The sequence below is a fragment of the Nocardia sp. NPDC051981 genome (assembly GCF_040680715.1).
Lineage (GTDB): Bacteria > Actinomycetota > Actinomycetes > Mycobacteriales > Mycobacteriaceae > Nocardia.
Genome location: NZ_JBFAXK010000009.1, coordinates 217771 through 243472, shown reverse-complemented (window position 1 = coordinate 243472; position 25702 = coordinate 217771). Strand labels below are relative to the sequence as shown.

At 68.7% G+C, this 25702-nt stretch carries 24 protein-coding genes and 1 pseudogene; 11 read left to right on the top strand and 14 right to left on the bottom strand.

The genetic code is table 11. From position 1 onward, the window contains the following. Positions 1–7 precede the first annotated feature (7 nt). Positions 8–865 carry an aldo/keto reductase gene (locus AB0L60_RS18865; RefSeq protein WP_364615191.1) on the top strand — a complete coding sequence of 286 codons (858 nt, stop codon included), beginning with the start codon at positions 8–10 and terminating at the stop codon, positions 863–865. A gap of 9 nt (positions 866–874) precedes the next feature. On the opposite strand, the gene AB0L60_RS18860 is transcribed toward AB0L60_RS18865, so the two are convergent. Beyond that, entirely contained in the window at positions 875–1651 is a 777-nt protein-coding gene (locus tag AB0L60_RS18860) for an AraC family transcriptional regulator (protein ID WP_364615188.1), read from the bottom strand. Between the two features lie 72 nt (positions 1652–1723). Here AB0L60_RS18860 and AB0L60_RS18855 point away from each other — a divergent pair, with 72 nt between their 5' ends. Next, entirely contained in the window at positions 1724–2713 is a 990-nt protein-coding gene (locus AB0L60_RS18855) for a zinc-binding dehydrogenase (RefSeq protein WP_364615185.1), read from the top strand. Between the two features lie 325 nt (positions 2714–3038). Here the strand turns inward: AB0L60_RS18855 and AB0L60_RS18850 are convergent, their stop codons facing one another. From AB0L60_RS18850 to AB0L60_RS18835, 4 genes are all read right to left on the bottom strand, one after another. Beyond that, a complete protein-coding gene (locus AB0L60_RS18850) occupies positions 3039–3227 on the bottom strand; it encodes a DUF397 domain-containing protein (RefSeq protein ID WP_364615182.1) in 189 nt (62 codons plus the stop codon). After that, positions 3224–3412 (bottom strand): hypothetical protein, encoded by a 189-nt coding sequence (locus tag AB0L60_RS18845; RefSeq protein WP_364615179.1) that lies wholly within the window; start codon positions 3410–3412, stop codon positions 3224–3226. Before AB0L60_RS18845 ends, AB0L60_RS18850 begins: the two co-directional genes overlap by 4 nt. A gap of 401 nt (positions 3413–3813) precedes the next feature. Then, a complete protein-coding gene (hflX, locus tag AB0L60_RS18840) occupies positions 3814–5322 on the bottom strand; it encodes a GTPase HflX (RefSeq protein WP_364615176.1) in 1509 nt (502 codons plus the stop codon). Between the two features lie 42 nt (positions 5323–5364). Further along, complete coding sequence (locus AB0L60_RS18835; protein WP_364615173.1) at positions 5365–5736, bottom strand: MerR family transcriptional regulator; 372 nt, start codon at positions 5734–5736, stop codon at positions 5365–5367. Positions 5737–5796: 60 nt separating this feature from the next. On the opposite strand from AB0L60_RS18835, the gene AB0L60_RS18830 reads away from it, so the two are divergent. Beyond that, a complete protein-coding gene (locus tag AB0L60_RS18830) occupies positions 5797–6918 on the top strand; it encodes an alkene reductase (RefSeq protein WP_364615170.1) in 1122 nt (373 codons plus the stop codon). An 8-nt stretch (positions 6919–6926) separates the two neighbouring features. Here the strand turns inward: AB0L60_RS18830 and dapF are convergent, their stop codons facing one another. The 4 genes from dapF to AB0L60_RS18810 are packed head-to-tail and all read right to left on the bottom strand — an operon-like array spanning position 6927 to position 10382. Continuing rightward, positions 6927–7847 (bottom strand): diaminopimelate epimerase, encoded by a 921-nt coding sequence (gene dapF, locus AB0L60_RS18825; RefSeq protein ID WP_364615167.1) that lies wholly within the window; start codon positions 7845–7847, stop codon positions 6927–6929. Between the two features lie 5 nt (positions 7848–7852). Then, positions 7853–8668 (bottom strand): TrmH family RNA methyltransferase, encoded by an 816-nt coding sequence (locus tag AB0L60_RS18820; RefSeq protein WP_364615164.1) that lies wholly within the window; start codon positions 8666–8668, stop codon positions 7853–7855. Further along, entirely contained in the window at positions 8665–9597 is a 933-nt protein-coding gene (gene miaA, locus AB0L60_RS18815; protein WP_364615161.1) for a tRNA (adenosine(37)-N6)-dimethylallyltransferase MiaA, read from the bottom strand. Before miaA ends, AB0L60_RS18820 begins: the two co-directional genes overlap by 4 nt. Further along, a complete protein-coding gene (locus AB0L60_RS18810; RefSeq protein WP_364615158.1) occupies positions 9594–10382 on the bottom strand; it encodes a hypothetical protein in 789 nt (262 codons plus the stop codon). Before AB0L60_RS18810 ends, miaA begins: the two co-directional genes overlap by 4 nt. Before the next feature lie 246 nt (positions 10383–10628). On the opposite strand from AB0L60_RS18810, the gene AB0L60_RS18805 reads away from it, so the two are divergent. Then, a complete protein-coding gene (locus AB0L60_RS18805; RefSeq protein WP_364615265.1) occupies positions 10629–12002 on the top strand; it encodes a DUF349 domain-containing protein in 1374 nt (457 codons plus the stop codon). 230 nt (positions 12003–12232) lie between these two features. Here the strand turns inward: AB0L60_RS18805 and AB0L60_RS18800 are convergent, their stop codons facing one another. Next, positions 12233–13246 (bottom strand): helix-turn-helix domain-containing protein, encoded by a 1014-nt coding sequence (locus AB0L60_RS18800; RefSeq protein ID WP_364615155.1) that lies wholly within the window; start codon positions 13244–13246, stop codon positions 12233–12235. 95 nt (positions 13247–13341) lie between these two features. On the opposite strand from AB0L60_RS18800, the gene AB0L60_RS18795 reads away from it, so the two are divergent. Further along, positions 13342–14748: an MFS transporter gene (locus AB0L60_RS18795; protein ID WP_364615152.1), complete on the top strand. Its 1407-nt coding sequence runs from the start codon at positions 13342–13344 to the stop codon at positions 14746–14748. 68 nt (positions 14749–14816) lie between these two features. Here AB0L60_RS18795 and AB0L60_RS18790 read toward each other — a convergent pair whose 3' ends face one another. Both AB0L60_RS18790 and miaB read right to left on the bottom strand, forming a co-directional pair. Beyond that, positions 14817–15398: a hypothetical protein gene (locus AB0L60_RS18790; protein WP_354839743.1), complete on the bottom strand. Its 582-nt coding sequence runs from the start codon at positions 15396–15398 to the stop codon at positions 14817–14819. Positions 15399–15766: 368 nt separating this feature from the next. Next, positions 15767–17293 carry a tRNA (N6-isopentenyl adenosine(37)-C2)-methylthiotransferase MiaB gene (miaB, locus tag AB0L60_RS18785; protein ID WP_364615149.1) on the bottom strand — a complete coding sequence of 509 codons (1527 nt, stop codon included), beginning with the start codon at positions 17291–17293 and terminating at the stop codon, positions 15767–15769. Positions 17294–17593: 300 nt separating this feature from the next. Between miaB and AB0L60_RS18780 the strand changes: the two genes are divergently transcribed. From AB0L60_RS18780 to AB0L60_RS18755, 6 genes are all read left to right on the top strand, one after another. Next, on the top strand, positions 17594–18322 hold the full coding sequence (locus tag AB0L60_RS18780) for an amino acid ABC transporter ATP-binding protein (RefSeq protein ID WP_354839740.1): 729 nt from the start codon (positions 17594–17596) through the stop codon (positions 18320–18322). Positions 18323–18374: 52 nt separating this feature from the next. Beyond that, positions 18375–19208, top strand: a complete 834-nt coding sequence (locus AB0L60_RS18775; protein WP_354839620.1) for a glutamate ABC transporter substrate-binding protein — start codon at positions 18375–18377, stop codon at positions 19206–19208. Positions 19209–19289: 81 nt separating this feature from the next. Beyond that, positions 19290–19970: an amino acid ABC transporter permease gene (locus AB0L60_RS18770; protein WP_364615144.1), complete on the top strand. Its 681-nt coding sequence runs from the start codon at positions 19290–19292 to the stop codon at positions 19968–19970. Further along, on the top strand, positions 19967–20869 hold the full coding sequence (locus tag AB0L60_RS18765; protein WP_364615141.1) for an amino acid ABC transporter permease: 903 nt from the start codon (positions 19967–19969) through the stop codon (positions 20867–20869). Before AB0L60_RS18770 ends, AB0L60_RS18765 begins: the two co-directional genes overlap by 4 nt. Positions 20870–21004: 135 nt before the next feature. Next, positions 21005–21280: a hypothetical protein gene (locus AB0L60_RS18760; protein WP_364615138.1), complete on the top strand. Its 276-nt coding sequence runs from the start codon at positions 21005–21007 to the stop codon at positions 21278–21280. Positions 21281–21548: 268 nt separating this feature from the next. Continuing rightward, positions 21549–22082 carry a DoxX family protein gene (locus AB0L60_RS18755; RefSeq protein WP_364615135.1) on the top strand — a complete coding sequence of 178 codons (534 nt, stop codon included), beginning with the start codon at positions 21549–21551 and terminating at the stop codon, positions 22080–22082. Positions 22083–22763: 681 nt separating this feature from the next. Here the strand turns inward: AB0L60_RS18755 and recX are convergent. Further along, a pseudogene (gene recX / locus AB0L60_RS18750) lies at positions 22764–23237 on the bottom strand (recombination regulator RecX); the annotation flags it as partial. A gap of 1398 nt (positions 23238–24635) precedes the next feature. Continuing rightward, positions 24636–25670, bottom strand: a complete 1035-nt coding sequence (recA, locus tag AB0L60_RS18745; protein ID WP_364615132.1) for a recombinase RecA — start codon at positions 25668–25670, stop codon at positions 24636–24638. Positions 25671–25702: the final 32 nt, after the last annotated feature.

Genomic DNA, 25702 nt, shown 5'->3' with positions numbered 1-25702 from the left:
GATGGGCATGACCTTCCACAGCGACAGCAGCACAGTGCCGTCGATCGTCCTGAGCGACGGACACGCGATTCCGGCGCTCGGTTTCGGAGTGTTCCAGGTCGCCGACGCGGAGGCGTTCGACGCCGTCACCGCGGCTCTCCAAACCGGTTACCGCAGTATCGATACCGCCGCGATCTACGGCAACGAGGTCGAGGTGGGCCGCGCCATCCGCGAGTACGGGCTGCCGCGCGAGCAGGTCTACCTCACCACCAAACTGTGGAACTCCGAACAGGGCTACGACTCCACCCTGCGCGCCTTCGACGCCAGCATGGCGCGGCTCGGAATGGACTATCTGGACCTGTATCTCATTCACTGGCCGGTGGCGCAGGCCGGTCGGTTCGTCGATACGTTCCGGGCCTTCCAGACCCTGAAATCCGAGGGCCGGATCCGGTCGATCGGCGTCTCGAACTTCAATCGCGATCACCTCGAGCGTGTCATCGACGAGACCGGCGAAACCCCGGCGGTGAACCAGATCGAACTGCACCCGCACCTGGCGCAGCCCGAGTTGCGGGCCTTCCACGCCGAGCACCACATCGTGACCGAGGCCTGGAGTCCGCTCGGTCGCGGCGCGGATCTGAAGGATCCGGCCATCGTCGAGATCGCGGAGGAAACCGGCCGGACCCCGGCACAGGTGATCATCCGCTGGCATCTGCAGCTCGGCAATGTGGTGATCCCGAAATCGGTGACCCCGTCCCGCATCCGGGAGAACTTCGACGTCTTCTCCTTCGAGCTGACGCCCGGCCAGCTGGCCCGCATCGACGGGGTCGACCGAGGCAATCGGATCGGCCCCGACCCGGCCACCCTCACCGCCGGCCTGGAGGTCTGAGTCCGCCGGCTATCGAGCGGCCTTCTGCTGGTGGGCGATTCGATAGCGGCCGGGGGTGGTGCCGACGAGGGCCGTGAAAGCGGTGATGAAGCCGCTGGGATTCGACCACCCGCACGCGTGCGCGACCTGTGTCGTGTCATGGCCGTCGGCGAGGAGGACGAGGGCGTGATAGACCCGCACCTGGGTGCGCCACTCGTAGAAGGTCATGCCGAGTTCGTTGCGGAACAGCCGGCTCAGGGTGCGGGAGCCGGCTCCGACCGCGCGGCCGAGATCCGCCAATGAGCTGTTGTCCCCGGGGTTTTCGTACAGCGTCCGCGCAAGGGCCTGCAGCCGATCATCGCGGGGCTCCGGCAGTTGCAGTGGCTGCTCGCGCGCTTCGCGCAGTTCGTCGACGAGGACACGATGCAGGCGGGCACGCGCCGCGCGGTCGTACTCGCGGGTGCCGGTGAGCGCGAGCACGACCGCGCGGGCCAGATCGGAGGCCAGGAACACGGCGGGATGGTCCGGTATCAGCCCGGCGAGCGCGGGCGGCAGGAAGACGATCCGCATGTCGGTGCGGCCGTGCGCGCGGTGGTAGTGCGTGAATCCCGCTGGCGTCCAGGCGATTCGATTGGCCGGGACGATCGAGGTGCCGTGTTCGGTGTGCACCGACAGCACGCCGCGCGCCGCGTACACCAGGTGCCCACGTGAATGGGAATCGGCCGAACTCGCCGCGCCCGACGACCAGAGGTGGGCTCCGCCGGACGGCCACAGCCGCGACTCGAGAGGTTGGCGGCTATCGGGCATAGCTTGGCATTCTATCGGTAGCCCGCCAGCCTGCCGGTCGTCGACAGTGAATGCATGAACACGATGACGCGAGTGAATACGACTATGCGAGCGGCGATCTGCGGCCGGGCCGGCGACCCCGAGGTTCTGGAAATCCGCGACCTGCCGATCCCCGAGGTCCGGGAGGGCTGGAGCCTGGTGCAGGTGAAGGGCGCGGGCCTGAACCGGTCGGAGCTGCGGACTCGCCAGGGACACTCCCCCAGCGTGCGCTTCCCGCGGGTACTCGGCATCGAATGCGTCGGGATCATCGCCACCTCAACCGATTCCGCGCTCCTGGAGGGCACGACCGTCGCCGCGGTCATGGGCGAGATGGGCCGGGATTTCGACGGCGGCTACGCCGAGTACGCCCTCCTGCCGAACTCCCTCCTGATGCCGATCACCACCACCCTGCCGTGGGAGATCCTGGCCGCCCTCCCCGAGTCCTACCTGACCGCCCAGGGTTCGCTCGACGCGCTGGGAATCGAGCCGGATACCAAGGGCCGGTTGCTGATTCGCGGCGGCACCTCGTCGGTGGGCATGGCCGCCGCGTCGATCGCCGTCGGCCACGGCATCGAGACCGCGACAACGACGCGGAAGCCCAGCAGGATCGACGCCCTGCGGGCGACCGGCGTCGACCATGTCCTCATCGACGACGGCGAATCACTGGCCGCGAGCGTGCACGCGATCTGGCCCGACGGCCCGGACTACGTTCTGGACCTGGTCGGCGCCCGCACCGCCGTGGACTCGCTCCACCTGGTCCGGCGCGGCGGCACGGTTTGTGTGTCGGGCTCGCTCAGCGGATGGCTCATCTCCGATTTCGAACCGATCGCGATGATCCCCTCCGGCACCAGACTCACGGCCTTCCACAGCAAGAACCGCGAAGGCGACGCGGGGACGCCTGTGCTGCAACGGATCATCCATGACATCGAATCCGGCGCCTACCGCCCCACCATCGACCGCATCTTCCGGCTCGACGAGATCGCCGCCGCCCATCGATACATGGAAAACAACCAGGCCACCGGCAAAGTCGTGATGCTGCCCTGAGCCGCCGCGCACCGATGTTCAGGCAGGCTGCCAGAGCTCGACTTCGCCTGGGTCGCGGTGGCCGCCGCCTGTCCACGCTGATCCGCACCCGAACCAAGACGCGGCCGAGTACGGAACGCGCACCATTCGACACAGGTAATCAGCGAAAGTGTCGCGATGGCTTATCTGGGGGCGCACTGGGCGACCGATGTGGTGGCCGGTGGGGTGTCGGGGCCGGAGTCGCCGGAGTTGTCGTGAGCCTGGCACGAGTCGCCGCATCGAATGCCCGCGTAGACGGCGGGCAGGACGCTTCGACCAGGTCCTGAGCCCGTCCGGTCTGGGGATATCAGCGATCCCACACCCGGCTGTCGATGAAGGACCGCCAAGCCTCCTCCGGGAACCAGAGTTCCGGGCCTACCGCTTCCGAGTCGCGGACGCCCACCTTCCCATCGCCGAGAAAAACCTCGACGCACTGTTTGGCGGCATCCGACCTACTCGACTTGTACCACGTGCCGGTCGGCGGGAGTTTCGTCACAGCGCGTACTCCTTCGCGATCAGCGGCCCGGTGAGCTTGGTGGGACTTCCCTCCTCCATTCGCATGATGACCTGGCGGGACACCTCGAGGCCCGCCGCGGCGGCGAGCAGCGTCTGATGTGCGTCTTCACGTACTCCGCGCATGAAGTTCCCGAAATCCATGCGAGAGACCGTCAATTCAGTCATTTCTCAGCCTCGCTATCAGGGAAATGTCCGCCGCGGACATCGCCGAGACGGACTTTCATCGTATTTCGTAAAATGTCCGCGAGGGACTCACTCCGGCAACGCGTTTGGATGTCTACTTATCACAGAGCGTCAGCAAATCAGATTCGACCGCAGGTTCATTCGCAATCCGAAGAAACAGTGGGAGTCGTAATGCCTTGGGATGCTTGGGTTTTGTCGCTGATGACCGTTTTGGGCGGAATATTGCTCGCCGCTTGCCTCGTCGAAGACATCAGGAGTTCCGCCGCTCGCCGCGCACGGGCGGGGCGGCACCGTGCGGAGCGGCGACAGGCGAGGAGCTGAGCCCGGCGATGACGCCGGACACGCCACAGCCGGAGGTAGTCGGATACCTCCGGCCGGGCGGGTCAGGACGGTTGCGAGCCGTTGGGCGAGCCGCCCGCGTGGGCGAACTCGGTCAGCTGGCCGGCGAGAGCATCCGGGACGCGGGCGTGGACCCGGGTGCCGGACTCCTCGTGCTCGGAGCTGAGGATCTTGCCGTCGGCGTGGATGCGGGCGAGCAGATCGCCGCGGGTGTACGGCAGCAGGACACTGACCTCGACATCCAGGCCGCCGAGGATCTGGCCCAGGAGGTCACGGAGCTGGTCGAGGCCCTCGCCGGTGCGGGCGGAGACGAAGGCCGCGTCCGGCAGCCAGCCACGCAGCTGGGTCAGCTCCAGCGGATCGAGCGCGTCGATCTTGTTGACCACCAGGAACTCCGGCGGCGCGGGCAGCTTGGACTCGCGCAGCACGTCGGTGATGACCTCGCGGACCGCCTTGATCTGCTGATCCGGCAGCGGATCGGAGCCGTCGACCACGTGCAGCAGCAGGTCGGCGCCCGTCACCTCTTCCAGGGTGGACCGGAACGCCTCGACCAGCTGGGTGGGCAGGTGGCGCACGAAACCGACGGTGTCGGTGAACACCACTTCGCGGCCGTCCTCCAGGGCGGCGCGGCGGGTGGTCGGATCCAGGGTGGCGAACAGCGCGTCCTGCACCAGGATTCCGGCATCGGTCAGCGCGTTCATCAGCGACGACTTGCCCGCGTTGGTGTAGCCGACAATGGCCACCTGCGGGATGCCGCTCTCCGAACGCTTGGCGCGCTTGGTGTCACGGGCGGTCTTCATCTCACGAATCTCGCGGCGCAGCTTGGCCATTCGCTCACGAATGCGGCGACGGTCGGTCTCGATCTTGGTCTCACCGGGACCACGCAGACCCACACCGCCATTGCTGCCGGCGCGACCACCGGCCTGCCGGGACATGGACTCACCCCAGCCGCGCAGCCGCGGCAGCATGTACTCCATCTGCGCGAGCGAGACCTGCGCCTTGCCTTCGCGCGAGGTGGCGTGCTGGGCGAAGATGTCCAGGATCAGCGCGGTGCGGTCGATGACCTTCACCTTCACGACCTTCTCCAGCGCGGTCAGCTGCGCGGGGGTCAGTTCACCGTCACAGATGACGGTGTCGGCGCCGGACTCGAGAACGATGGCGCGTAGCTCCTCGGCCTTGCCGGAGCCGATATAGGTGGACTTGTCGGGGCGGTCACGACGCTGGATCATCGCGTCGAGCACCTCCGAACCCGCAGTCTCGGCCAGCGCGGCCAGCTCGGCCATGCTCGCCTCGGCCTGCGCGGCCGTACCCTCGGTCCAGACGCCGACCAGCACCACGCGCTCCAGGCGCAGCTGCCGGTACTCGACCTCGGTGACGTCGGTGAGTTCGGTGGACAGACCCGCGACACGGCGCAGGGCACTGCGGTCCTCGAGCTGCAGTTCACCTACCGTCGGCGCGGCCGACCAGCCGTTGCGGCCGGTCTCGGGGGCGTCGTTGATCTCCTCGTCGAGGTCTTCGGCGGGAGTGAACTGATACGTTTCTGGCTTACTCATACACCTCCATGTTCCCACGTCCCAACGAACGACCGCATTCGGTTATTTCACGGCGAAGCGTTCCCCGGCTCGCGAGATGACATCGTCGAGGACTTCGCGGGAGCGCAGAAGGTCGGCGATGGCGCGGTCGATGCGATCGCGTTCGGCGACCAACTCGTCGACGAGCTCGGGCGTGGCTCGCTCGTTCGCGCCGCCGTCGGTGTCGCGCATGCAGGGCAGGATCTCGAAGATCTTCTTGCTGTTGAGGCCGGCGGCGAAGAGTTCCTGGATGTGGATCACACGATCGACGGCCAGGTCCGGATAGTCGCGCTGGCCCCCGGGGGTGCGGGCGGCGACGAGCAGACCCTGCTCCTCGTAGTAGCGCAGCGATCGTTCGCTCACGCCGGTGCGTCTGGCCAGCTCACCGATTCGCATGCGGCACTCCGGATTCCGAGGCTTGCACCTCACATCAATGTCAGGTTCTACCTTACGGGCATGACGAACACGGACCTCTTCAGCACCGGCCGGATCGGCCGGCTGGAACTCCCGAACCGGCTGGTCATGGCCCCGATGACCCGCAATCGCGCCGCCGCCGACGGGACCCCCACCGAGCTCATGGCGACCTACTATACGCAGCGCGCGGGAGCGGGACTGATCATCGCGGAGGCGGCTACCCCGAACCCGGCCGGGCTGACCTACCCGAACATCCCTGCCCTCTACACCGATTCGCACCTCGCCGGCTGGCGGCGCGTCACCGACTCGGTGCGGGCCGCGGGCGGGCGGATGTTCCTGCAACTCCAGCACGGCGGGCGGGTCGGGCACCCGGACAACAGCGGACTGACCCCGGTCGCACCCTCGCCGATCCCACTGCCGGAGACCATCCACACACCGTCCGGCCAGCAGGAGGCGGTGACTCCGCACGAGCTCACCGATGTCGAAATCCGGGACACTATCGCCGATTTCGCGACCGCCGCCCGCGCGGCGGTAGCCGCCGGATTCGAGGGCGTCGAGATCCACAGCGCCAACGGCTATCTGCTGCACCAGTTCCTGTCGGGCAATACCAATCACCGCGCCGACGCCTACGGCGGCTCGATCGAGAACCGGATCCGGTTCACCCTCGAGGTGGTGGACGCGGTGATCGCGGCCATCGGCGCGGAGCGGGTCGGGGTGCGGATCGCACCCGGTGTCACCGTCAACGGCATCGCCGAAACCGATACCGGCGAGCTGTACCCGGCACTGGTCGCGGCGCTGGCGCAGCGGCATCCGGCCTACCTGCACGTGGTGTTCGCGGACCCGGAAAGCGCTCTCTTTCAGCAGATTCGGAGCCTGTGGCCGACCACGCTGATCGCCAATCCGAACCTCGGCTGGGGCGCCCCGGTGCCCGCCGACGGCGGCGCCGCCGCAGCCCGCGCGCTGCTCGCGGCGGGCGCGGACCTGGTGTCACTGGGCCGGTCCTTCCTGGCCAACCCGGATCTGGTGGACCGCCTGCGGATCGGTGCGCCGCTGAACCCGGTGCGCGACGCACACCTGATGTACGTCGGCGGCGCAGCGGGCTACACCGACTACCCGGCACTCGAATCTGCCGCCGACGCGGCGCTCGGTACCACTGCGGCGTGATCAGCGGGTCACGCGTCCTGCCACCACTTGGCCGCAAGGCGGCCCGTCGCCACCAGCTCCGACGGGCCGCGCAGCCAGGCCGCCCCGTTCTCGATGCCGACGGTCACCACGCCGCCGGGAATGCGGACCTTCACATGCCCGGCATCGGAGGCCAGGTCGAAGCCGTCGCGGGCCAGGGCGGCGGCCGCCGCGGCCACGGTTCCCGTTCCGCAGGAACGGGTTTCGCCGACGCCGCGCTCGTAGACGCGCATGTCGACGCCCCGCTCACCGTCCGAGCCGACGGCCAGCGCGGTGAGGATCTCGACGTTCACGCCGTTCGGGAACAGGGTGTGGTCGAAGCCCGGCAGCTGCTCGAGGTTCAGTTCGGCGAGCGAAGCCGTGGTCAGCTCCGGATCCACGCAGGCCAGGTGCGGATTGCCGACATCGATGCCGAGGCCGGTGAATTCGCGTCCGCTCACGGTCGCGGTCGAGACGCCGAGCGTCTTCACCCGGCCCATGGCCACGGTCACCTCGCCGTGCACGGGATCGGCGTGGTGCACCACCACCGGCCGCGCGCCCGCGCGCGAACCGACCACGAATTCCGCGCTCTGCTCCATCCCGGTCGCGACCAGGTAATGCGCGAACACGCGCACCCCGTTGCCGCACATCTCGGCGATGGATCCGTCCGCATTGCGGTAGTCCATGAACCAGTCCCCGGCGCTGACGCCCTCGGGCAGCGCGGCCAGCACACCGGTTTCGATCAGCGCGCCCGCGCGCGCGACCCGCAGCACCCCGTCCGCGCCGAGCCCGCGCTGCCGGTCGCACAACGCGGCGACCCGGGACGGCGTGAGCTCCAGCCACGCGTCCGGGTCGGGCAGCACCACGAAATCGTTCTGGGTGCCGTGGCCCTTGCTGAATTCGATGTCAGCGGCGCTGTTCTCGCTCGTCATAGTCCTCACCGTAGCGCCCGGCGCTGCCGGGATATTTCGTAGAGGGCCACCGCGGCCGCCGCGGGCGCACCGAGGGTGCCGTCGGTCGGGATGCAGATCAGCTCGTCGCACACCTGCCGCCAGGCGGGGGCGAGCGATTCGCTCTCGTCACCCAGGACCAGGACGGTGCCGCCGTCGAACTCGGCGTCGTCGAGGGCCAGGCCGCCGTGGTCGTCACTACCGACGATACGGGTGGCGACGCCGCGGGCCCGCTGCCGGTCCCGGAAGGTACCCACCTGCGCCGGGCCCGAGGCGCGCAGCACGGGGACGGCGAACAGCGCGCCGTCGGAGGCGCGCACGCTCTGCGGGTCGTAGTGGTCGACGCCGGAACCGGTCACGATCACCCCGCCCACGCCGAACGCCGCCGCCGAACGGATGAGCGCCCCGAGCCGGATCGCCGACGCGGGCCGGTCGATGACCACCACGGTGGCCGGATCCTCCGGCGTGCCCGGCGCGAAATCCTCCAGCTCGGGCCGCTGGGTCACCGCCACCGCCACCAGTTCCGGCACCGGCTCACCGGGTTCGGCCAGCCCGGCCATCACCTCCGGCACCAGCCCGACACCGGGTACGCCGCTGGAATCGAGCACCTGCCGCGCCCACGGCGACGGCTCGGGTAGCCGGTACACGAGAGTCTCCAGCGGCCAACGGCGTTCGAGGGCGCGACTGATGGGCCGTATGCCCTGCACCAGGAATCGATTGTCCCGGATCCGGGCGGCACGGGTGGTCAGGTAGGCCTGCCACACCTGAACCGCCGCGGTGCGAGTGTTCGCGCGACGCGTCACTGGGGTTCCTGTTCGTCCCTCATCGGTGAGGAGTTGACGAGGGCCAGCGCGGTATCCGCCAAGGCGGGATCCGCGCCGTCCACCCATCGCACCCGCTGGTCTCGACGAAACCACGAACGTTGTCGCCGGACATAGCGCCGGGTGCCGATGAAGGTGCGCTCCTGAGCTTCGTTCAGCTCGTATTCGTTGTCCAGGAAATCGAGGACTTGCGCGTAACCGATGGCGCGCCGGGCGGTTTGGCCGTGGCGCAGGCCCAGCGCGACGAGGCCCTCGACCTCCTCGACGAGACCGGACTCGAACATGGTCGCGGTGCGCACCTCGATGCGGGCATCCAACTCGGCCGTGTCGCGATCGACGCCGATAATGACCGTCCCCCACCGTGGTTCACCGATCCGGGGCGCCGAGGCGGCGAACGGCTCACCGGTCAGCTCCACCACCTCCAGCGCGCGCACCATGCGGCGGCCGTCGGTGGGCAGGATGGTCTGCGCGGCCACGGGATCGGCCCGCTTCAATGCCTCGTGTACGGCGACGGTGCCACGATCGGCCAGCACCGCCTCCCACTTGGCGCGGATCTCCGGGTCGGTGGCCGGGAAATCCCAATCATCCAGCAGCGCTTGGACATACATCATGGATCCGCCGACGATGACCGGGGTGCGCCCGCGCGCCATGATGGCCTCCACATCGGCGCGGGCCGCCGTCTGATACGAGGCGACGGTGGCGGTCTCGGTGATGTCGAGGACGTCGAGCTGGTGGTGCGGGATGCCGCGGCGTTCGGACACCGGCAGCTTGGCGGTGCCGATGTCCATGCCGCGGTAGAGCTGCATGGCGTCGATATTGACGATCTCGCCGTCGAGCCGCTGCGCCAGATCCAGGGCCAGATCGGATTTCCCGGTGGCGGTGGGGCCGACCACGGCGATGGGCCGGGTCATGTGACGGCTCCGCCGCGCGCACGCGGACGCCACACGCTGACGTGGTAGGCGACGCCGAACGGGGCTGCGGCGTAGAGGGTTTCGACGTCGGGGTCGGCGGCATCGGTGGCGAACAGTCCGGCCAGCACCTGGTAGGCGGGACGGCCCTGCACCTCGATCTCGGCGCACAGGCGGGTGTCCAGGGCGGCCAGGGCCTGCCGGTCCCCCGCGCTCAGCGCCCGGTCGATGGCCTCCTGCACGCCGGCGGCGCGCTCGTCCAGATAGCGGGGGGCCTTGAGCGACAGGGTTGCCGCGCCGTCGCCGACGATCAGCACCGCGATCGATTCCGGCTCGGCGTCGAGGTCGGCCCGCAGCAGCCGGCCGAAGGTCAGGCTCTCGTCGGCGGCGGCATCGGCCGAGATCAGACGGCATTCGGCGGTGACCTCCGGCGCGACCTGCTCGCGCAGCCAGCCCGCGATCAAGGCCGGCAGCGGCAGCATCGGGTCCGCGACACGCTCGGCAACCACCCCGGACAAACCGACACACAGGTCCACCCCGTATCCCCGGAATGTGCCCACCGCATCGGAACCGATCACGCGGCCGGAATCGCCGCCCCCGGAACCCTCCTCCGGCTCCGCCACGCCGACCACGATCCACCGCGACGCGCGCGCCGCCAACTCCCCCGCGGCCCGCAACACCGCAGCTCGCAGCTCCGCGATCGTTCCTTCGGCCGACGCACCGGCCGCGCCCCCGAGTTCGGGCACCAGCACGGGCGGCGAAGGGACCAGTGACGCAACACAGAACACGCCGACAACCGTAGCGCTAACGCACCTCACCAGCCCCACCCCCACCGATCGCCGCGCCGCCGAAGCGGGCTCAAAGACAGCATTTCCCATCTCAGCCTGGTTGAATGGGATGAGCTAGACCGATGAGCTAGGGCGTAACCAGGCAGCCGTGACGCGCGGCAGGGACGAGGAGCAATGACCGACAACAACGGAAACGAGAAGGCTACCCACCCGGAGTCGACCCCGACGCCCAAGCCCGGCGCGCCGATGCCCACCCCGAGCGAGGGCGCCAAGCCATCACCGGCGGCCGCCACCGCACCCCGTCCTGGGGGCCCGCGCCGCAAACCCGAATCCCCCAAACCCCATGCCGTCAAGCCCACGCCCGGCGCGGCGGCGCACCATCCGCATCCGGTCGTCGTACCGAGCGTGAGCGACCCCAGCCAGTGGGGACGGGTCGACGACGACGGCACCGCCTGGGTCAAGACCGCCGACGGCGAACGTGTCATCGGCTCCTGGCAGGCCGGTGACGCCGCCGAGGGTCTGGCCCACTTCGGCCGCCGTTACGACGATCTGGCCACCGAGGTCGCCTTGCTCGAGGCCCGGCTTGCCGCCGGCACCGATGCCCGCAAGACCAAGACCGCCGCCATTGCGATTGCCGAAACGTTGCCGACTGCGGCGGTCATCGGCGATATCGATGGGTTGACGGCCCGGCTGCAGGCCATCATCGAACACTCCGACGAGGCGGCCGCGCACGCCAAGGAGGAGAAGGAACGCACCCGGCACGAGCAAACCGAGCGCAAAGAAGCCCTGGCCGCCGAGGCCGAGCAGATCGCCAACGACTCCACCCAGTGGAAGGTCGCCGGTGACCGGCTGCGGGAGATCCTGGACGAGTGGAAGACCATTCGCGGCGTGGACCGCAAGGTCGACGACGCGCTGTGGCGGCGCTTCTCCAAGGCCCGCGAGGCCTTCAACCGCCGCCGCGGCGCTCACTTCGCCGAACTCGACCGGGAGCGTGCCGCCGCCAAGGGCCGCAAGGAAGAGCTCTGTGTCCGCGCCGAGGAGCTGTCGGGTTCGACCGACTGGTCCGGCACCGCGGCCGTCTTCCGCGATCTGCTGACCGAGTGGAAGGCCGCCGGACGCGCCCCGCGCGAGGCCGACGAGCAGCTGTGGCGTCGATTCAAGGCCGCGCAGGATGTCTTCTTCGCCGCCCGCAATGCCGCCGCCAGCGAACGCGACCACGAGTTCGAGGAGAACGCGTCCGCCAAGGAAGCGCTGCTGCACGCCTACGAGCACATCAACCCCGATGCCGACCTGGACGCCGCCCGCAGCGCCCTGCGCGAGCTGCAGGAGAAGTGGGACGCCATCGGTAAGGTCCCGCGCGAGCGCATGCACGATCTGGAATCGCGGCTGCGCGCCATCGAGAAGAAGGTCCGCGAGGCCGTCGACGCCCAGTGGCGCCGCACCGACCCCGAGGCCATGGCCCGCGCCGCCCAGTTCCGCGAGCGCGTCGCCCAGTTCGAGGAGCAGGCCGCCAAGGCCCAGGCCGCCGGCAAGACCCGCGACGCGGAGAAGGCCCTGGAGCAGGCCAAGCAGTGGCGCGAGTGGGCCGAGGCCGCCGAGGGCGCGGTCAGCCAGCGCTGAGCCGACCGCCTGGGTTCCCTTGTGGCCCAGGCGATCAGCACCGGGGGTGTGCGGTCGTGATCAGGCTCGGTGCATGGCGCCGAGCCGCGAAACGCTGATCGCGCACCCGGTGACCACCGGCACGACCGATCGGGTCGACCGGCCCAGAACACCCTCCGGCGGGACGATGCCGGATCTGGTTGTGGCCCACCATGTTTGGTGCGCCGGCCCGGCCATCCTCGGCCGTGGCTTCAGTTGAGCTGGGCCGGGGCGGGTTCGGTGATGATCTCGTGGCGGGTGGGGCGGTGCGAGCGGCGATATTCGCTCGGGGGGAGGCCTACTTCGCGGTTGAAGTGGGTGCGGAGGTTGGCGGCGGTGCCGAGGCCGCAGCGGGCGGCGACGACGTCGACGGGGAGGTCGGTGAGTTCGAGGAGTTCGCGGGCTCGGATCAGGCGTTGGGTGAGCAGCCACTGAAGCGGGGTGCCGCCGAGTTCGGCGTGGAAACGGCGGGCCAGGGTGCGCTCGCTGAGGTTGGCGTGGCCGGCGAGGTCCGCGACGGTCAAGGGGTGTTCGAGATTGGTGAGAGCCCATTCGAGGGTGGTGGCGAGGCCGGTGTCGGTGGGCTGGGCGGGGACCGGGGACTGCAGGTATTGGGCCTGGCCGCCGGCGCGGTGTGGGGACACGACCAGGTAGCGGGCGGCGGCATTGGCGGCCCGGGAGCCGAGGTCCTTGCGGATCAGGTGGATGCACAGGTCCATGCCGGCCATGGTGCCGGCGCTGGTGAGGATGCGGCCGTCGTCGATATAGAGCACGCCGGGGTCGATGTCGAGGTGGGGGTGGCGCTCGCGCAGGGCGGCGATGTGCCGCCAGTGGGTGGTCATGCGGCGGCCGTCGAGCAGGCCCGCGGCGGCCAGCACGAAGGCGCCGGTGCACAGCGAGGCGATGCGGGCGCCGCGCTGGTAGGCGGCGCGGACCGCCTCGACCAGGTCGGCGGGCGGGTCCTCGCGGACGTTCGGGGTGGACGGGACGATCACGGTGTCGGCACGGATCAGGTCGTCGTAGTCGTGATCGGTCAAGGCCACGAAGGGATCTCGCAGCGTGGCGTGCTCGGTGTCGCGCGGGCCGCAGAGCTGGAAGTCGTACCAGGCGGCGGGGTCGACGCCGAGGGGCGGCTCGTAGAAGACCTGGTACGGGATGGCCACCTCGAAGATCGGCATGCCGGGTGCGACGGCGACGGCCAGGGTTCCGGGACCGGTCGATTCCATGACTCGAATCTAACGCCGCAGCGTGTCAGAAATCTAGCGCAGTGTGGCATTCCTGCCACTCGTGGATCGTGCCACCGCTTCGCATAGTCGAAGACATGACCACGACGACCGACGCCACAACCGCACTCCCCCAACCGGATACGGCTCTCGACCCGCGCCGATGGCGGGTGCTGGCGATTGCCGCGATCGCCCAGTACCTGGCCATCCTGGATCTGTTCGCGGTCATCGTCGCCTTCCCGGCGCTCCAGCAGTCCTTCGGCTACGCCTCGACCGGCGCGGTGTCGTGGACGTTGAACGCGTACACCATCGTCATGGCCGCCCTACTGGTTCCGGCCGGCCGGTTCGCCGACGACACCGGCCGCAAACGCGGATTCCTGCTCGGCATAGCGCTTTTCGGGCTGGCGTCCATCGCTTGCGGCATCGCTCCGAACCTGGCCGTCCTGATCGTGGCCCGCGTGCTGCAGGCCGCGGCCGCGGCCCTGCTCATCCCGACCGGGCTCGGCCTGGTGCTGCCGGTGTTCCCGAAGCGCGAGCACGCCACGGTCATGGGCATCTGGACCGCGATCGCCGCGGCGGGCGGCGCGAGCGGCCCGGTCATCGGCGGACTGCTGCTGCAGGCCGGCTGGCGCTGGATCTTCCTGCTGAACGTGCCGTTCACGGTGGTGGCCTTCGCCTTCGGGCTGCGCGTGCTGCCCGATATCCAGCAGCGCGCCAACCGGCGGCTGGATCTGCTGGGCGCGGCGCTGATCCTCGGGGCCACCGCCGCCTTCACCACAGTGTTCGTGCAGGCCACCGACTGGGGCTACACCGCCCCGGGCACCCTGGGCTGCCTGGTCGCCGCCCTCGCCCTGACGGCCGTGTTCGTCCGCCACGTCCGCCGCCACCCGGACCCGGTGGTGAGCCCGATCGTGTTGCGGCACCGCCTGTTCCGCACCGCCACCCTCGGGGTCTTCTGCTACTACCTGGCCTTCGCCGCCATGATCCTGGAGGCCACGCTGTTCATGACCGAGGAATGGCGGTATTCGACCCTGCGCGCCAGCCTGGGCGTGGCGGCCATGCCGATCAGCTGCCTGCTGCTGTCGCCGCTGTCCGGCCGCTTCGTCGCGCTGGTCGGGGCGCGCGCCTCGGCGGCGCTGGGCGGGGCGGCCATCGCACTGGGCTGCGCCTGGTGGGTGCTGGCCAGCGGCTTCTCGAATTCCTATGCGGTGGTGATGGTTCCGGGCGCGATCCTGGCCGGGGCCAGCACCGCGCTGCTGCAACCGCCGCTGTTCGGCGCCTCGACCCTGCTGCCCGCCGACCAGATCTCGCTCGGCTCCGGCACTCTGATGATGGCCCGCCAGACCAGTTCCGCCCTCGGCGTCGCCATCCTGACCGCCATCCTCGGCGACACCGCTCACCGCACCATGACCGAGTTCCGCGCGGGCTGGTTCTACATGGTGGCAGCGGGCCTGGCGGCCATGGTCGCCGGCCTCGCCTACCGCCCCGACCGCGCCGCCGCCTGACCTCGCCCGTGGCACGAAAAGGCCCGGTGGCAACCGCATTCGGTTGCCACCGGGCCTGGGTCGATTGCTCAGTCCTCGCCGAAGAGGCGGCGGCGCTGCTGTTCCTCGGCCTTGGCCTCGGCCAGGCGGCGCTGTTCCTCGGCGGCCAGCTGCACGGAGGTGCGCGCCCACACCACCCGGACCCAGTGGAAGGTCAGCACCACGATGGCGATAGTGGCCACGATCAGGCCGATGCCCGGGCCCGCACCGTGGTAGTTGCCCAGGCCCGGGGTCTGGCGGTGCCAGATGGACAGCACGCCGAACACGCTGCCGATGGCCGACCCCGCGACCGCGATCCAGGCCAGCAGCCAGCGGCGGGTGATGAGCGCCAGCACCGAGAACCCGATGCCGAACACGACGACGAACCAGACGAAGACCCGCGAGGGCAGGCCGATGTGGTCGGCCTGGGCGACCGTGTCGTACAGCAGCACGTCGAAACCGCGGGTCTTGCCCGCGTGCGGTAGCACCAGCGAGGCGAGCAGCACGAACACCGAACCGGCCACGACCATGGCGCGCACGCCCGGGTCGATCTCGCCGGCGATCTTGCGTTCGACGGCCTCGAGGTCCGCGCGGAACTGCTCGAAGTCCTGACTGTTCTCGGCGGCCTGCATGCTCTCCTCGTTCGCCTCGGGCGTCGGTTCCGACGCCGGTTCCGATTGTGCTGCTTCGTCTTCCGGATGCTCCGGCCGGTCACGAGGCTCGTCCGGGCCGGTGGGCTGCTGCTCGGTCATACCACTCGAGATCCTTGCTGACGGCTAGCGCTCCCGCGCCGGGATGTGGTCAGGCGGTGTGCGAGGAGTACCCGTGACGGATCGATCCCTCGCACGTACCCCAGCGATCCTGCCCTATGACGCTGTGTAGTTGACAGCGACCCCACCATTCGCCGCCCGAGGTGGCGCCGACCGGCGCGGTAGCCGCGGGCCGGACGCTCGCCGCAGGCCGGGCCTTACTCGCCGCAGGCCGCGCCGCAGGCCGGGCCCTACTCGCCGCAGGCCGGGCCGCAGCCCGCGGCCGCGGTCTCCACCACGACCGGCACGCCGATGCGCGGCAGGCCCAGGCCGACGCCGATCGGCGCGGTCTTGGGGGTGACGCCGCGCTCGTGCGCGTCCCCGGCACGGGTGCGGCGGTGGGTGAGCACCTCGCCGTCGGCGATGAGGTAGTGCGGTGCCGCACCGGTGACGTCGACGGTGATCACATCGCCGGGCCGGATCTCGTTGCAGGGAGCCGGATCCACCGGCGGGCGGAAGTGCACGAGCCGGCCGTCGCGGGCGCGACCGGACATGCGCGCGGTCTTGTCGTTCTTCTTGCCGGCGCCCTCGGCGACCAGCAGCTCGACGGTCGAGCCGATCAGCGCCTGATTGCCTTCCAGCGAAATCTGCTCCTGCAGCGCGATGAGACGGTCGTAGCGTTCCTGCACGACCTCCTTCGGCAGCTGATCGGGCATGGTCGCCGCGGGCGTGCCGGGCCGGATGGAGTACTGGAAGGTGAAGGCGCTGGTGAAACGCGCCTGCCGCACCACATCCAGGGTGGCCTGGAAGTCCTCCTCGGTCTCGCCCGGGAAGCCGACGATGATGTCGGTGGTGATGGCGGCGTGCGGCATGGCCGCGCGCACCTTCTCGATGATGCCGAGGAACTTGGCGCTGCGGTACGAGCGGCGCATGGCCTTGAGCACGCGATCCGACCCGGACTGCAGCGGCATGTGCAGCTGCGGGCAGACATTCGGCGTCTCGGCCATGGCCTCGATGACGTCGTCGGTGAACTCGGCGGGGTGCGGGGAGGTGAAGCGCACCCGCTCGAGGCCCTCGATATTTCCGGTGGCGCGCAGCAGTTTCGCGAAGGCGCCGCGGTCGCGGGGTTCCTCCGGATCGGCGAAGGAGACGCCGTAGGAGTTGACGTTCTGACCCAGCAGCGTCACCTCGAGCACGCCCTGCTCGACCAGTGCCTGCACCTCGGCGAGCACGTCGCCCGGACGCCGGTCGACCTCCTTGCCCCGCAACGCCGGCACGATGCAGAACGTGCAGGTGTTGTTGCAGCCCACCGAGATCGACACCCAGCCCGCGTACGCCGACTCGCGCTTGGCGGGCAGCGTCGACGGGAACGCCTCCAGCGATTCGATGATCTCGACCTGGGCCTGCTCGTTGTGGCGGGCCCGCTCCAGCAGCACCGGCAGCGAGCCGATGTTGTGGGTGCCGAACACCACATCCACCCAGGGCGCCTTCTTGACCACGGTGTCGCGGTCCTTCTGCGCCAGGCAGCCGCCGACGGCGATCTGCATGCCCGGGCGGTCGGCCTTGATGGGCGCGAGGTGTCCGAGGGTGCCGTACAGCTTGTTGTCGGCGTTCTCGCGCACCGCGCAGGTATTGAAGACGACCAGGTCAGCGGTATCACCGGCCACGGCCTTGACGTAGCCGGCGTCCTCGAGCAGACCCGAGAGCCGCTCGGAGTCGTGCACGTTCATCTGGCAGCCGTAAGTGCGTACCTCATAGGTCCGGGCCGGGGAATTCACCCAACCAGGGTAATAGGTGCCCGGCGCAGGCCATAAACCCCGTCCGCGCCGGGCGACCCGGGCGGACGTGGCGGACCTGTGATGGCCGGGACCGGTCCGGCGGATGGTCATGGAATTGTCAGCGAATCATCGTCCGACCGGGCGATGGTGGTCTCAGCAGCATCAATCGCTGGTTACGCGGGGGTGTCGAGTCCTGCCATAGTTCGAGCCGCCCTGGCAAAGACGAGCATTTCGGGCACGACATGGTTAGGGTCACTGGTCATGACCGACGTGGCCGATTCCATCAGCACTCCCGCGCCGATGATCTCGATGCGGAATGTGGACAAGCACTTCGGCTCGCTGCACGTGTTGCGTGACATCAATCTCGAAGTGCCCAAAGGGCAGGTCGTGATCGTGGTGGGGCCCTCCGGCTCCGGCAAGTCGACCCTGTGCCGAACCATCAACCGGCTCGAGACCATCGACTCCGGTGAGATCGCCGTCGACGGCGTGAAACTGCCCGACGAGGGCAAGGCCCTCGCGAAGCTGCGCGCCGATGTGGGGATGGTTTTCCAGCAGTTCAACCTGTTCGCGCACAAGACGATTCTCGAGAACGTGATGCTGGCGCCGGTGAAGGTGCGGCGCGTCGACAAGACTCAGGCGCGCGCCCGGGCACTGGAACTGCTCGACCGGGTGGGCATCGCCAATCAGGCCGACAAGTATCCGGCGCAGCTGTCGGGCGGTCAGCAGCAGCGCGTGGCCATCGCGCGGGCGCTGGCCATGAACCCCAAGGTGATGCTGTTCGACGAGCCGACCTCCGCGCTCGACCCGGAGATGGTGTCCGAGGTGCTCGAGGTCATGGTCGGGCTGGCCAAGGAGGGCATGACCATGCTCGTCGTCACCCACGAGATGGGCTTCGCGCGGCGCGCGGGCAATCGGGTGCTGTTCATGGCCGACGGCCAGATCGTCGAGGACACCGAGCCCGAATCCTTCTTCACCGCACCGAAATCGGATCGCGCCAGGGACTTCCTGGGCAAGATCCTCTCCCACTGACTCCGCTCCACTAGGGAACACTCCCGCACTCCACGAGAGAACAGGACGTTCGATGAGGATCAACCACGCAATCCGGATCGCCGCCGGAGTGGCTGCGCTGGCGCTCGCCGTCACCGCATGCGGCGGCGGCAGCAACAAGACCGCCAGCCAACACGCGGCCGACGGCAAACTCACCATCGGCATCAAGTTCGACCAGCCGGGCCTGGGACTGCTCAACAAGGACGGCAGCTACAGCGGTTTCGACGTCGACGTCGCCAAGTACGTGGCCGACAAGATGGGCGTGAAGCCGGAGAACATCACCTTCAAGGAATCGCCGTCGGCGCAGCGCGAGACGCTGATCCAGAACGGGCAGGTCGACTTCATCGTCGCCACCTACTCCATCACCGACGCCCGCAAGCAGAAGGTCGACTTCGCGGGCCCGTACTTCGTGACCGGGCAGTCGCTGCTGGTGCGGTCGGACAACACCGACGTCACCGGGCCGGAATCGCTGACCGGCAACAAGAAGCTCTGCTCGGTCAAGGGCTCCACCCCGGCGCAGAACGTGAAGGACAAGTACGCCAAGGAAGTTCAGCTGCAGGAGTACGACACCTACTCGCTGTGCGTGGAGGCGCTGAAGTCGGGCGCGGTGGACGCGGTCACCACCGATGACATCATCCTGCGCGGTTACGCGGCGCAGTCGCCGGGCGCGCTGAAGGTGGTCGGCAAGACCTTCTCCGTCGAGAACTACGGCATCGGCGTGAAGAAGGGCGACACCGAATCGCGCGGCAAGATCAACGACGCCATCGACGCCATGATCACCTCCGGCGCGTGGAAGGCGGCGCTGGAGAAGGAATTCGGCAGCACCGGCTTCCAGATCCCGGAACCGCCCAAGGTCGACCGGTACTGATTCGCGGGCGCGCCAGGTGATTTCACGTCTCGCGAAATCACCCGGCGTGCTTCGTCTTCCGATCGGAGGAATGGGGCAGTCGTGTTCGACTTGATCTCCAACTATCACACCAAACTGCTCGACGCGTTCTGGGTGACGATCAAACTGACGCTGTATTCGGCGTTCTTCGCGCTGATTCTCGGCACCATCGTGGCGGCCATGCGGGTGTCGCCGATTCCGATCGCACGCTGGATCGGCGCGTTGTACGTCAACATCATTCGCAATACGCCGCTCACGCTGATCATCGTGTTCTGCTCGCTGGGCCTGTACCAGACCCTCGGGTGGCGGCTCGCGGCCGAGGGGCCGAACAGCATCGCGGAGAACAGTTTTCGCTTCGCCATTGTCGGATTGAGCGTCTACACAGCGGCTTTTGTGTGCGAGTCGCTGCGGGCGGGCATCAATACGGTGCCGTTCGGGCAGTCGGAGGCGGGGCGTTCGCTGGGGCTCACCTTCGGGCAGAACCTGCGGCTCGTGGTGCTGCCGCAGGCGTTCCGGGCGGTCATCGCACCGCTGGGCAGTGTGTTCATCGCCCTGACCAAGAACTCGACCATCGCCTCGGCCATCGGCGTCGGTGAGGCCGCGCTGCTCATGTCGGAGATGAACGAGAACGAGGCGGCGCCGCTAAGTGTCGGCGCTATCTTCGCGCTCGGGTTCGTGATCCTGACATTGCCGACCGGTCTGTTCTTCGGTTGGCTGGCCAAGCGATTCGAGGTGGCGCGATGACCGCGTCCGTGCTCTACGACGCGCCGGGACCCCGCGCGCGCCTGCGCTACCGCGTCTACTCGGTCGTCGTCATCGCGGCCGCGGTGGCGGCGGTCTGGTTCGTCTATCACGGGCTGGCCGACAAGGGTCAGTTCACCGCCGACAAGTGGAAGCCCTTCACCGAGGGTGATACCTGGCGCACCTACCTCCTGCCGGGTCTGCGCGGCACCCTCGAGGCGGCCGCGCTGTCGATCGTGCTGGCGCTGGTCCTCGGAATGGTGTTCGGCATTCTGCGACTGTCGGACCATCGCGTGGTGCGCTGGTTCGCCGGTGTGGTGGTGGAGATCTCGCGGGCCATACCCGTGCTGATCCTGATACTGTTCCTGTTCACCCTGTTCGCCCAGCAGAACGTCTTCCCCTCCGACCAGCTGGCGCTCGCGGCCGCGGTGGCGGCGCTGACCATCTACAACGGATCGGTCATCGCCGAGATCGTGCGCTCGGGCATCCGGGCGCTGCCCCGGGGACAGACCGAGGCCGCCGTCGCCCTGGGCATGCGCAAAACCCAGGTAATGGTGACGATTCTGCTGCCGCAGGCCGTCACCGCCATGCTGCCGGCGCTCATCTCGCAGATGGTGGTGGCGCTGAAGGACTCCGCGCTGGCCTACCAGATCACCTATCTGGAAATCGTGCGCAGAGGCACGCAGCTCGGTGCGGCGGAAAAGAATCCGATCCCGTCGCTGATCGTGGTGGCCATCATCATGATCGTCATCAACTACGCGCTGACCGTGATCGCCACCCGCGTGGAGAAGTGGCTGCGCACTCGCAAGCGCGGCTCCCGGGCCGTGCTCGCGGCGGGCGCCGTCACCCCTCCCCCGGGCTTGGATGTCATCATGGGGGACCAGTCCGCATCCGGCGTGTGATCGGCGACGCGTGTTCGGGGAGCTGACCTCGGACCCCGGTTCGGGAGCCGCGACTCCCGAACCGGGACCGGGCATTCCGGGAATGCTCGGCCGACCCTGGGACAATTGCTCCATCCAGCTCGCATACTGGTCTTCATGAACGAAGACGGCAGCGCTCGAAGAGAATTCGTCTTCGGGCTGTTCCTGACCACCATCGTCACCCCCCTCCTCGCCGGCCTCACCGCCTTCGCCGCCGTCATCGGCGCGCTCGCCATTCACGAGGCCGCAGGCCGCCTCCTGGCCTCCCGCCACGACAAACCACCCCGCCCATCCGCACCCCACATGGCCACCCCCCGCACCCTCCGCCACACCAACCACCGCCACACCCGCCGCGCCCTCTCCACCCGCCGCCCAGGCGGCGTCCTGCACTGAAGGCTGTGCGTACGGCACCCTCGCGCGTGACGATCCCGAATCCAGTTGTTTTCGCCTTCGTGTGCCCCTCGTATCTGTAGTCGTGCTTCGTGGTGGTTTCAGGTCACAGTGACCACATGTGTGAGGACCTGAGTACAAGGCTGTCGATTCGGCTCGGAACTCGGTCGTGGGGGCCGATTGAACCGGTTCAGGGGCGGGCGCGTATTCCTCGGTGGGACGGGAAGACAGTTGTTTCATCAACCGGCTTCATCACACGAAGTGGGACGTCATGACCACCAACGTCACCGATAGCAACGTCAAGGATCCGGGCAAGGATATCGATTCCATTGGGGTCGATGTGGGGCTGCTGGTGTTACGTGTGTTCTTCGGGGGGTTGTTGTTCGTGCACGGCAGCCAGAAACTGTTCGGGTGGTTCAATGGCGCGGGCTGGCACCAGACCACCTCTGGCTTCGAGAAGATGGGGTATCACCCGGGCAAGGTGTTCGGCACGCTGGCGGGGCTGTGTGAATTCACCGGCGGCGCGCTGCTGTTCCTCGGGCTGTTCACGCCGCTCGCGGCGGCGATCGCCATCGGCACCATGATCAACGCGATGAATGTGACCTGGCATCACGGGCTGATGGGCTACGAGAGTGCCCTGCTGTTCGCCGTGGCCGCGCTGACGCTGGCGATCGCCGGGCCGGGCCGATTCTCCCTCGACGACAACCGGCCATGGGCACGCCACGGCGTCCTATGGGGCGCCGCCGCCCTCACTCTCGCCGTGGTGGCCGCGGTGATCACCTTGGTCATCAAGTGGTCGGGATAGACGCCGAGTTCTCAGATCGAGCCGAGAGCGCAGTCAGACATCGAATCCGCTGGCGGCCAGTTCGGATTTCACCACCGAGTAGGCGGTGGATTGGCTGAAACCGCGGCGGGCCAGGAGACCGACCAGACGGCGGATGGCTTTGTCGCGGTCCAGGTCTCGGGGCAAGGTGCGGAGTTTGGCGCGCACCAGTTCGGCGGCACGATCCTGCTCGTTCTCTGGCGAGTCGGTCTCTGACGCCGACTCTTCGGAGCCGCTCTCGTCGAGGTCGCGACCGCCCAGCACGGCCCTGTCGCGCGGCCCGGCATTTGCGCGGCGCATCGGCGAGGAGGCCATGCGGTCGGAGTTCTCGTTCTGGCTGTCGGAATTCTGCTCACGATGAGCGTCGGTCCGCTCGCTCATGTGGAGTACACCCGACGCTGCGAGCTCCGCCGCCACCACCTGATACGCGGTGCCGGGACTGTAGCCGCGACGTGCCAACAGGCCGACCAGCCGGCGGGTGGCCGTGTCGCGGTCGAGTCCGGGCGACAGGGTACGGAGCTTGGTGCGGACCAGTTCAGCTGCGGAATCGGTATCGTCAGCGGCGAATTCGCGGCGGGATGCGGTGGGCTTCGCACGCCCTGCGAGGCCAGGCGCGGACGAGGACCGGGTGTCGGGTGGCTGTTCCTGGGCGCGTCGCGTCGCGAGCGCGGCGAGTTCGCCCGTCACCACCTCGTAGGCGGTGCCCGGGGTGTAGCCGCGGCGTGCCAGCATGGCGACCAGGCGACTGATGGCCTTGTCGCGGTCCAGGTCCGGGGGCAGCGTGGTCAGCTTCCGGCGCACCAGCTCCCCGGCGCGGGCATTCTCGTCCTCGGCGGTCACCGACTCGAGCGCCGGTTCGGCATCCTCCGGCGCAATGCCCTTGCGCCGCAATTCCTCGGCGAGGACCTTCTTGCCCTTGCCCGAGTAGGTGTGCCGTGACCGCACCCACTGCTCCGCGAACGCCGCATCATCGATCAGCCCGACCTCGGTCAGCCGATCCAGCACCCGCTTCGCCACGGCAGCAGTGAAACCCCGATCCGCCAACCGATCCGCCAACTCGGCCCGGCTCCGAGCCCGATCGGTCAGTAACCGCAGGCACACGTCCTTCGCCTGCGCCTCGGTCCCACCTCCCCCGGTACCGACCGGTCCCCCCGGCTCCCCTCCGGATTCCGAACGCCCACGACCACGTCCACGCCGCCGCCCACCCCCACCGAACTCCTCCCCCCGATCAGCCGAGACTTCCGAACCGACATCGGCCGAATTCCCACGACTGCCGTCGTCCCCACCCCTCGACTCGCCTCCACGCCTCAGCTCATCTTCACACCTCGGCCGGTCCCCACCGGTCGACTCGTCTTCGCCACGTCGCCGTCTGTCCCGACGACCTCGCCGATCCGATTGCGCGCCACTTCGTTCCGAGAAATCCGCTCCACGACCCGCGCCGAGTCCCTCATTCCCCCGCGCCGAGAACTCGTCCGGCTCACCCGACTCGTCGTAGGAGTCCCCAGACACCCGCTCAACAGAGGTTGAGCGGGATCCGCGAGTGTTTCGACGACCGCGTTTCTGCGCGCTCGCCCCACCCCCCGCCGCTTTCGCAGCCACGACCGCATTCGCCTCGGCCAAGGCTGCCCGCGCCGCCGCCAGCCTGTCCCTCGGAGCACCGCCGACCGAGTTCTGGGCCGTACCACCGGCAAACCCATCCACAGTCGCGGGCGCGCAGTCACCGAGCCGGCGTCGACCGGAGTCCGGCCCGGCGTCGAGCTCGTTCGGTCGAGCCTCACCATGCGCCGCCCGACCGAGACGTGCGGAATCAGCGGCGGTCGCCTCGGCCGATTCGGCCCGCAGCGTGTCCTCCCGGCTTTCGGTGGCCGAGATCGGTTCCGCGGCTGAGTGGGTCGAAGTGGGTGGGACCGAGTCTTCGTGGATATATGCGGCAGAGTGGGTTCCGCCATCACCGGGGGCAGTGGGCGCTTCCTTCGGCCACTGCCCCGGCGCGCGGCGGCGCCCGGTGGGCGAAAGGTAGTGCGGGCGGGAAGAATCCGAGGCGGCAGAATCGGGGCCGATGGCCGAGGCAGCAGGCGTGGGACCGATGGCGGACGCGGCGGGGCCGGAGGGGTTGCCGGGCGGATGATCCGGCGGCTCATGGTCTCGGCTCGGGTCGGAGGGTTGTGGCCGCGATGGCTCGGAGAGCTCCGGTCGGTGCGACGAGGGCGGCTCGGGTGTGGTGGTCGCGTCGTCGGTGGTGCGCCAGGTGGAGTGTTCGGTGTCCGGCGAATTGTCTTCGTGGACAGGGTGATAGGACGCGGCAGTGGTCGATGGGCCGTAGTTCCAGGTGCCGATGCCGGTGGTGTAGGGGTCGGCGGGGCCGAAGAGGTCGTGGCCGGGCTCGGGGGTTCGGGGCCTGGGAGCGGTGGGGCGGCGGCCGGCCTTGCGGGCGGCGGAGGACTCCAGTTGGCGGCGGAGGCGTTCCACCGCGTCCAGGCGAGCGGGCCCCGGCGAATCAGGCCGGGGCCCTTCGGGTTCCCGAGGGGTCATGGGTCAGAAGTCGGCGGGGGCCTCTTCGGCGGTGACGTCCGCGCCGATGCCGAGCTTCTCCTTGATCTTCTTCTCGATCTCGTCGCGGACATCGGTGTTCTCGAGGAGGAACTTGCGGGCGTTCTCCTTACCCTGGCCGAGCTGGTCGCCCTCGTAGGTGTACCAGGAGCCGGACTTGCGGATGAAGCCCTGATCGACACCCATGTCGATGATCGAGCCCTCCTTGGAGATGCCGATGCCGTAGAGGATGTCGAACTCGGCCTGCTTGAACGGCGGGCTCACCTTGTTCTTGACGACCTTCACGCGGGTGCGGTTACCGACCGCGTCCGAACCGTCCTTGAGGGTCTCGATGCGGCGGACGTCCAGGCGGACCGAGGCGTAGAACTTCAGCGCCTTACCACCGGTGGTGGTCTCGGGGGAGCCGAACATGACGCCGATCTTCTCGCGCAGCTGGTTGATGAAGATGGCGGTGGTGCCGGAGTTGTTGAGCGCGCTGGTCATCTTGCGCAGCGCCTGGCTCATCAGGCGGGCCTGCAGACCGACGTGGCTGTCACCCATCTCGCCCTCGATTTCGGCGCGCGGCACCAGGGCGGCGACGGAGTCGATGACGATGATGTCGATGGCGCCGGAACGCACCAGCATGTCGGCGATTTCGAGGGCCTGCTCACCGGTGTCCGGCTGGGAGACCAGCAGCGCGTCGGTGTCGACACCCAGCTTGCGGGCGTAGTCGGGATCCAGCGCGTGCTCGGCGTCGATGAAGGCGGCGACACCGCCGGCGGCCTGCGCGTTGGCGACCGCGTGCAGGGCGACGGTGGTCTTACCCGAGGATTCCGGACCGTAGATCTCGACGATGCGGCCGCGCGGCAGGCCACCCAGACCCAGCGCCACATCCAGCGCGATGGAGCCGGTCGGAATCACCGCGATGGGCTGACGCGCCTCTTCGCCCAGACGCATGACCGCGCCCTTGCCGAAGCTCTTCTCCACCTGCGCGAGCGCGAGCTCGAGCGCCTTGTCACGATCGAAAGCCTGTGGTGCCATCGTCTGATCCCCTTCTCAACGGGTGTGTCTCA

Excerpts from the sequence above, each read along its gene's own strand:
- AB0L60_RS18865 (WP_364615191.1), top strand. The coding sequence starts at position 8 with ATGACCTTCCACAGCGACAGCAGCACAGTGCCGTCGATCGTCCTGAGC.
- AB0L60_RS18860 (WP_364615188.1), bottom strand. The coding sequence starts at position 1,651 with ATGCCCGATAGCCGCCAACCTCTCGAGTCGCGGCTGTGGCCGTCCGGC.
- AB0L60_RS18845 (WP_364615179.1), bottom strand. The coding sequence starts at position 3,412 with ATGACTGAATTGACGGTCTCTCGCATGGATTTCGGGAACTTCATGCGC.
- hflX (WP_364615176.1), bottom strand. The coding sequence starts at position 5,322 with ATGAGTAAGCCAGAAACGTATCAGTTCACTCCCGCCGAAGACCTCGAC.
- AB0L60_RS18835 (WP_364615173.1), bottom strand. The coding sequence starts at position 5,736 with ATGCGAATCGGTGAGCTGGCCAGACGCACCGGCGTGAGCGAACGATCG.
- AB0L60_RS18830 (WP_364615170.1), top strand. The coding sequence starts at position 5,797 with ATGACGAACACGGACCTCTTCAGCACCGGCCGGATCGGCCGGCTGGAA.
- dapF (WP_364615167.1), bottom strand. The coding sequence starts at position 7,847 with ATGACGAGCGAGAACAGCGCCGCTGACATCGAATTCAGCAAGGGCCAC.
- miaA (WP_364615161.1), bottom strand. The coding sequence starts at position 9,597 with ATGACCCGGCCCATCGCCGTGGTCGGCCCCACCGCCACCGGGAAATCC.
- AB0L60_RS18805 (WP_364615265.1), top strand. The coding sequence starts at position 10,629 with ATGCCCACCCCGAGCGAGGGCGCCAAGCCATCACCGGCGGCCGCCACC.
- AB0L60_RS18800 (WP_364615155.1), bottom strand. The coding sequence starts at position 13,246 with ATGGAATCGACCGGTCCCGGAACCCTGGCCGTCGCCGTCGCACCCGGC.
- AB0L60_RS18795 (WP_364615152.1), top strand. The coding sequence starts at position 13,342 with ATGACCACGACGACCGACGCCACAACCGCACTCCCCCAACCGGATACG.
- AB0L60_RS18790 (WP_354839743.1), bottom strand. The coding sequence starts at position 15,398 with ATGCAGGCCGCCGAGAACAGTCAGGACTTCGAGCAGTTCCGCGCGGAC.
- AB0L60_RS18780 (WP_354839740.1), top strand. The coding sequence starts at position 17,594 with ATGATCTCGATGCGGAATGTGGACAAGCACTTCGGCTCGCTGCACGTG.
- AB0L60_RS18775 (WP_354839620.1), top strand. The coding sequence starts at position 18,375 with ATGAGGATCAACCACGCAATCCGGATCGCCGCCGGAGTGGCTGCGCTG.
- AB0L60_RS18765 (WP_364615141.1), top strand. The coding sequence starts at position 19,967 with ATGACCGCGTCCGTGCTCTACGACGCGCCGGGACCCCGCGCGCGCCTG.
- AB0L60_RS18760 (WP_364615138.1), top strand. The coding sequence starts at position 21,005 with ATGAACGAAGACGGCAGCGCTCGAAGAGAATTCGTCTTCGGGCTGTTC.
- AB0L60_RS18755 (WP_364615135.1), top strand. The coding sequence starts at position 21,549 with ATGACCACCAACGTCACCGATAGCAACGTCAAGGATCCGGGCAAGGAT.
- recA (WP_364615132.1), bottom strand. The coding sequence starts at position 25,670 with ATGGCACCACAGGCTTTCGATCGTGACAAGGCGCTCGAGCTCGCGCTC.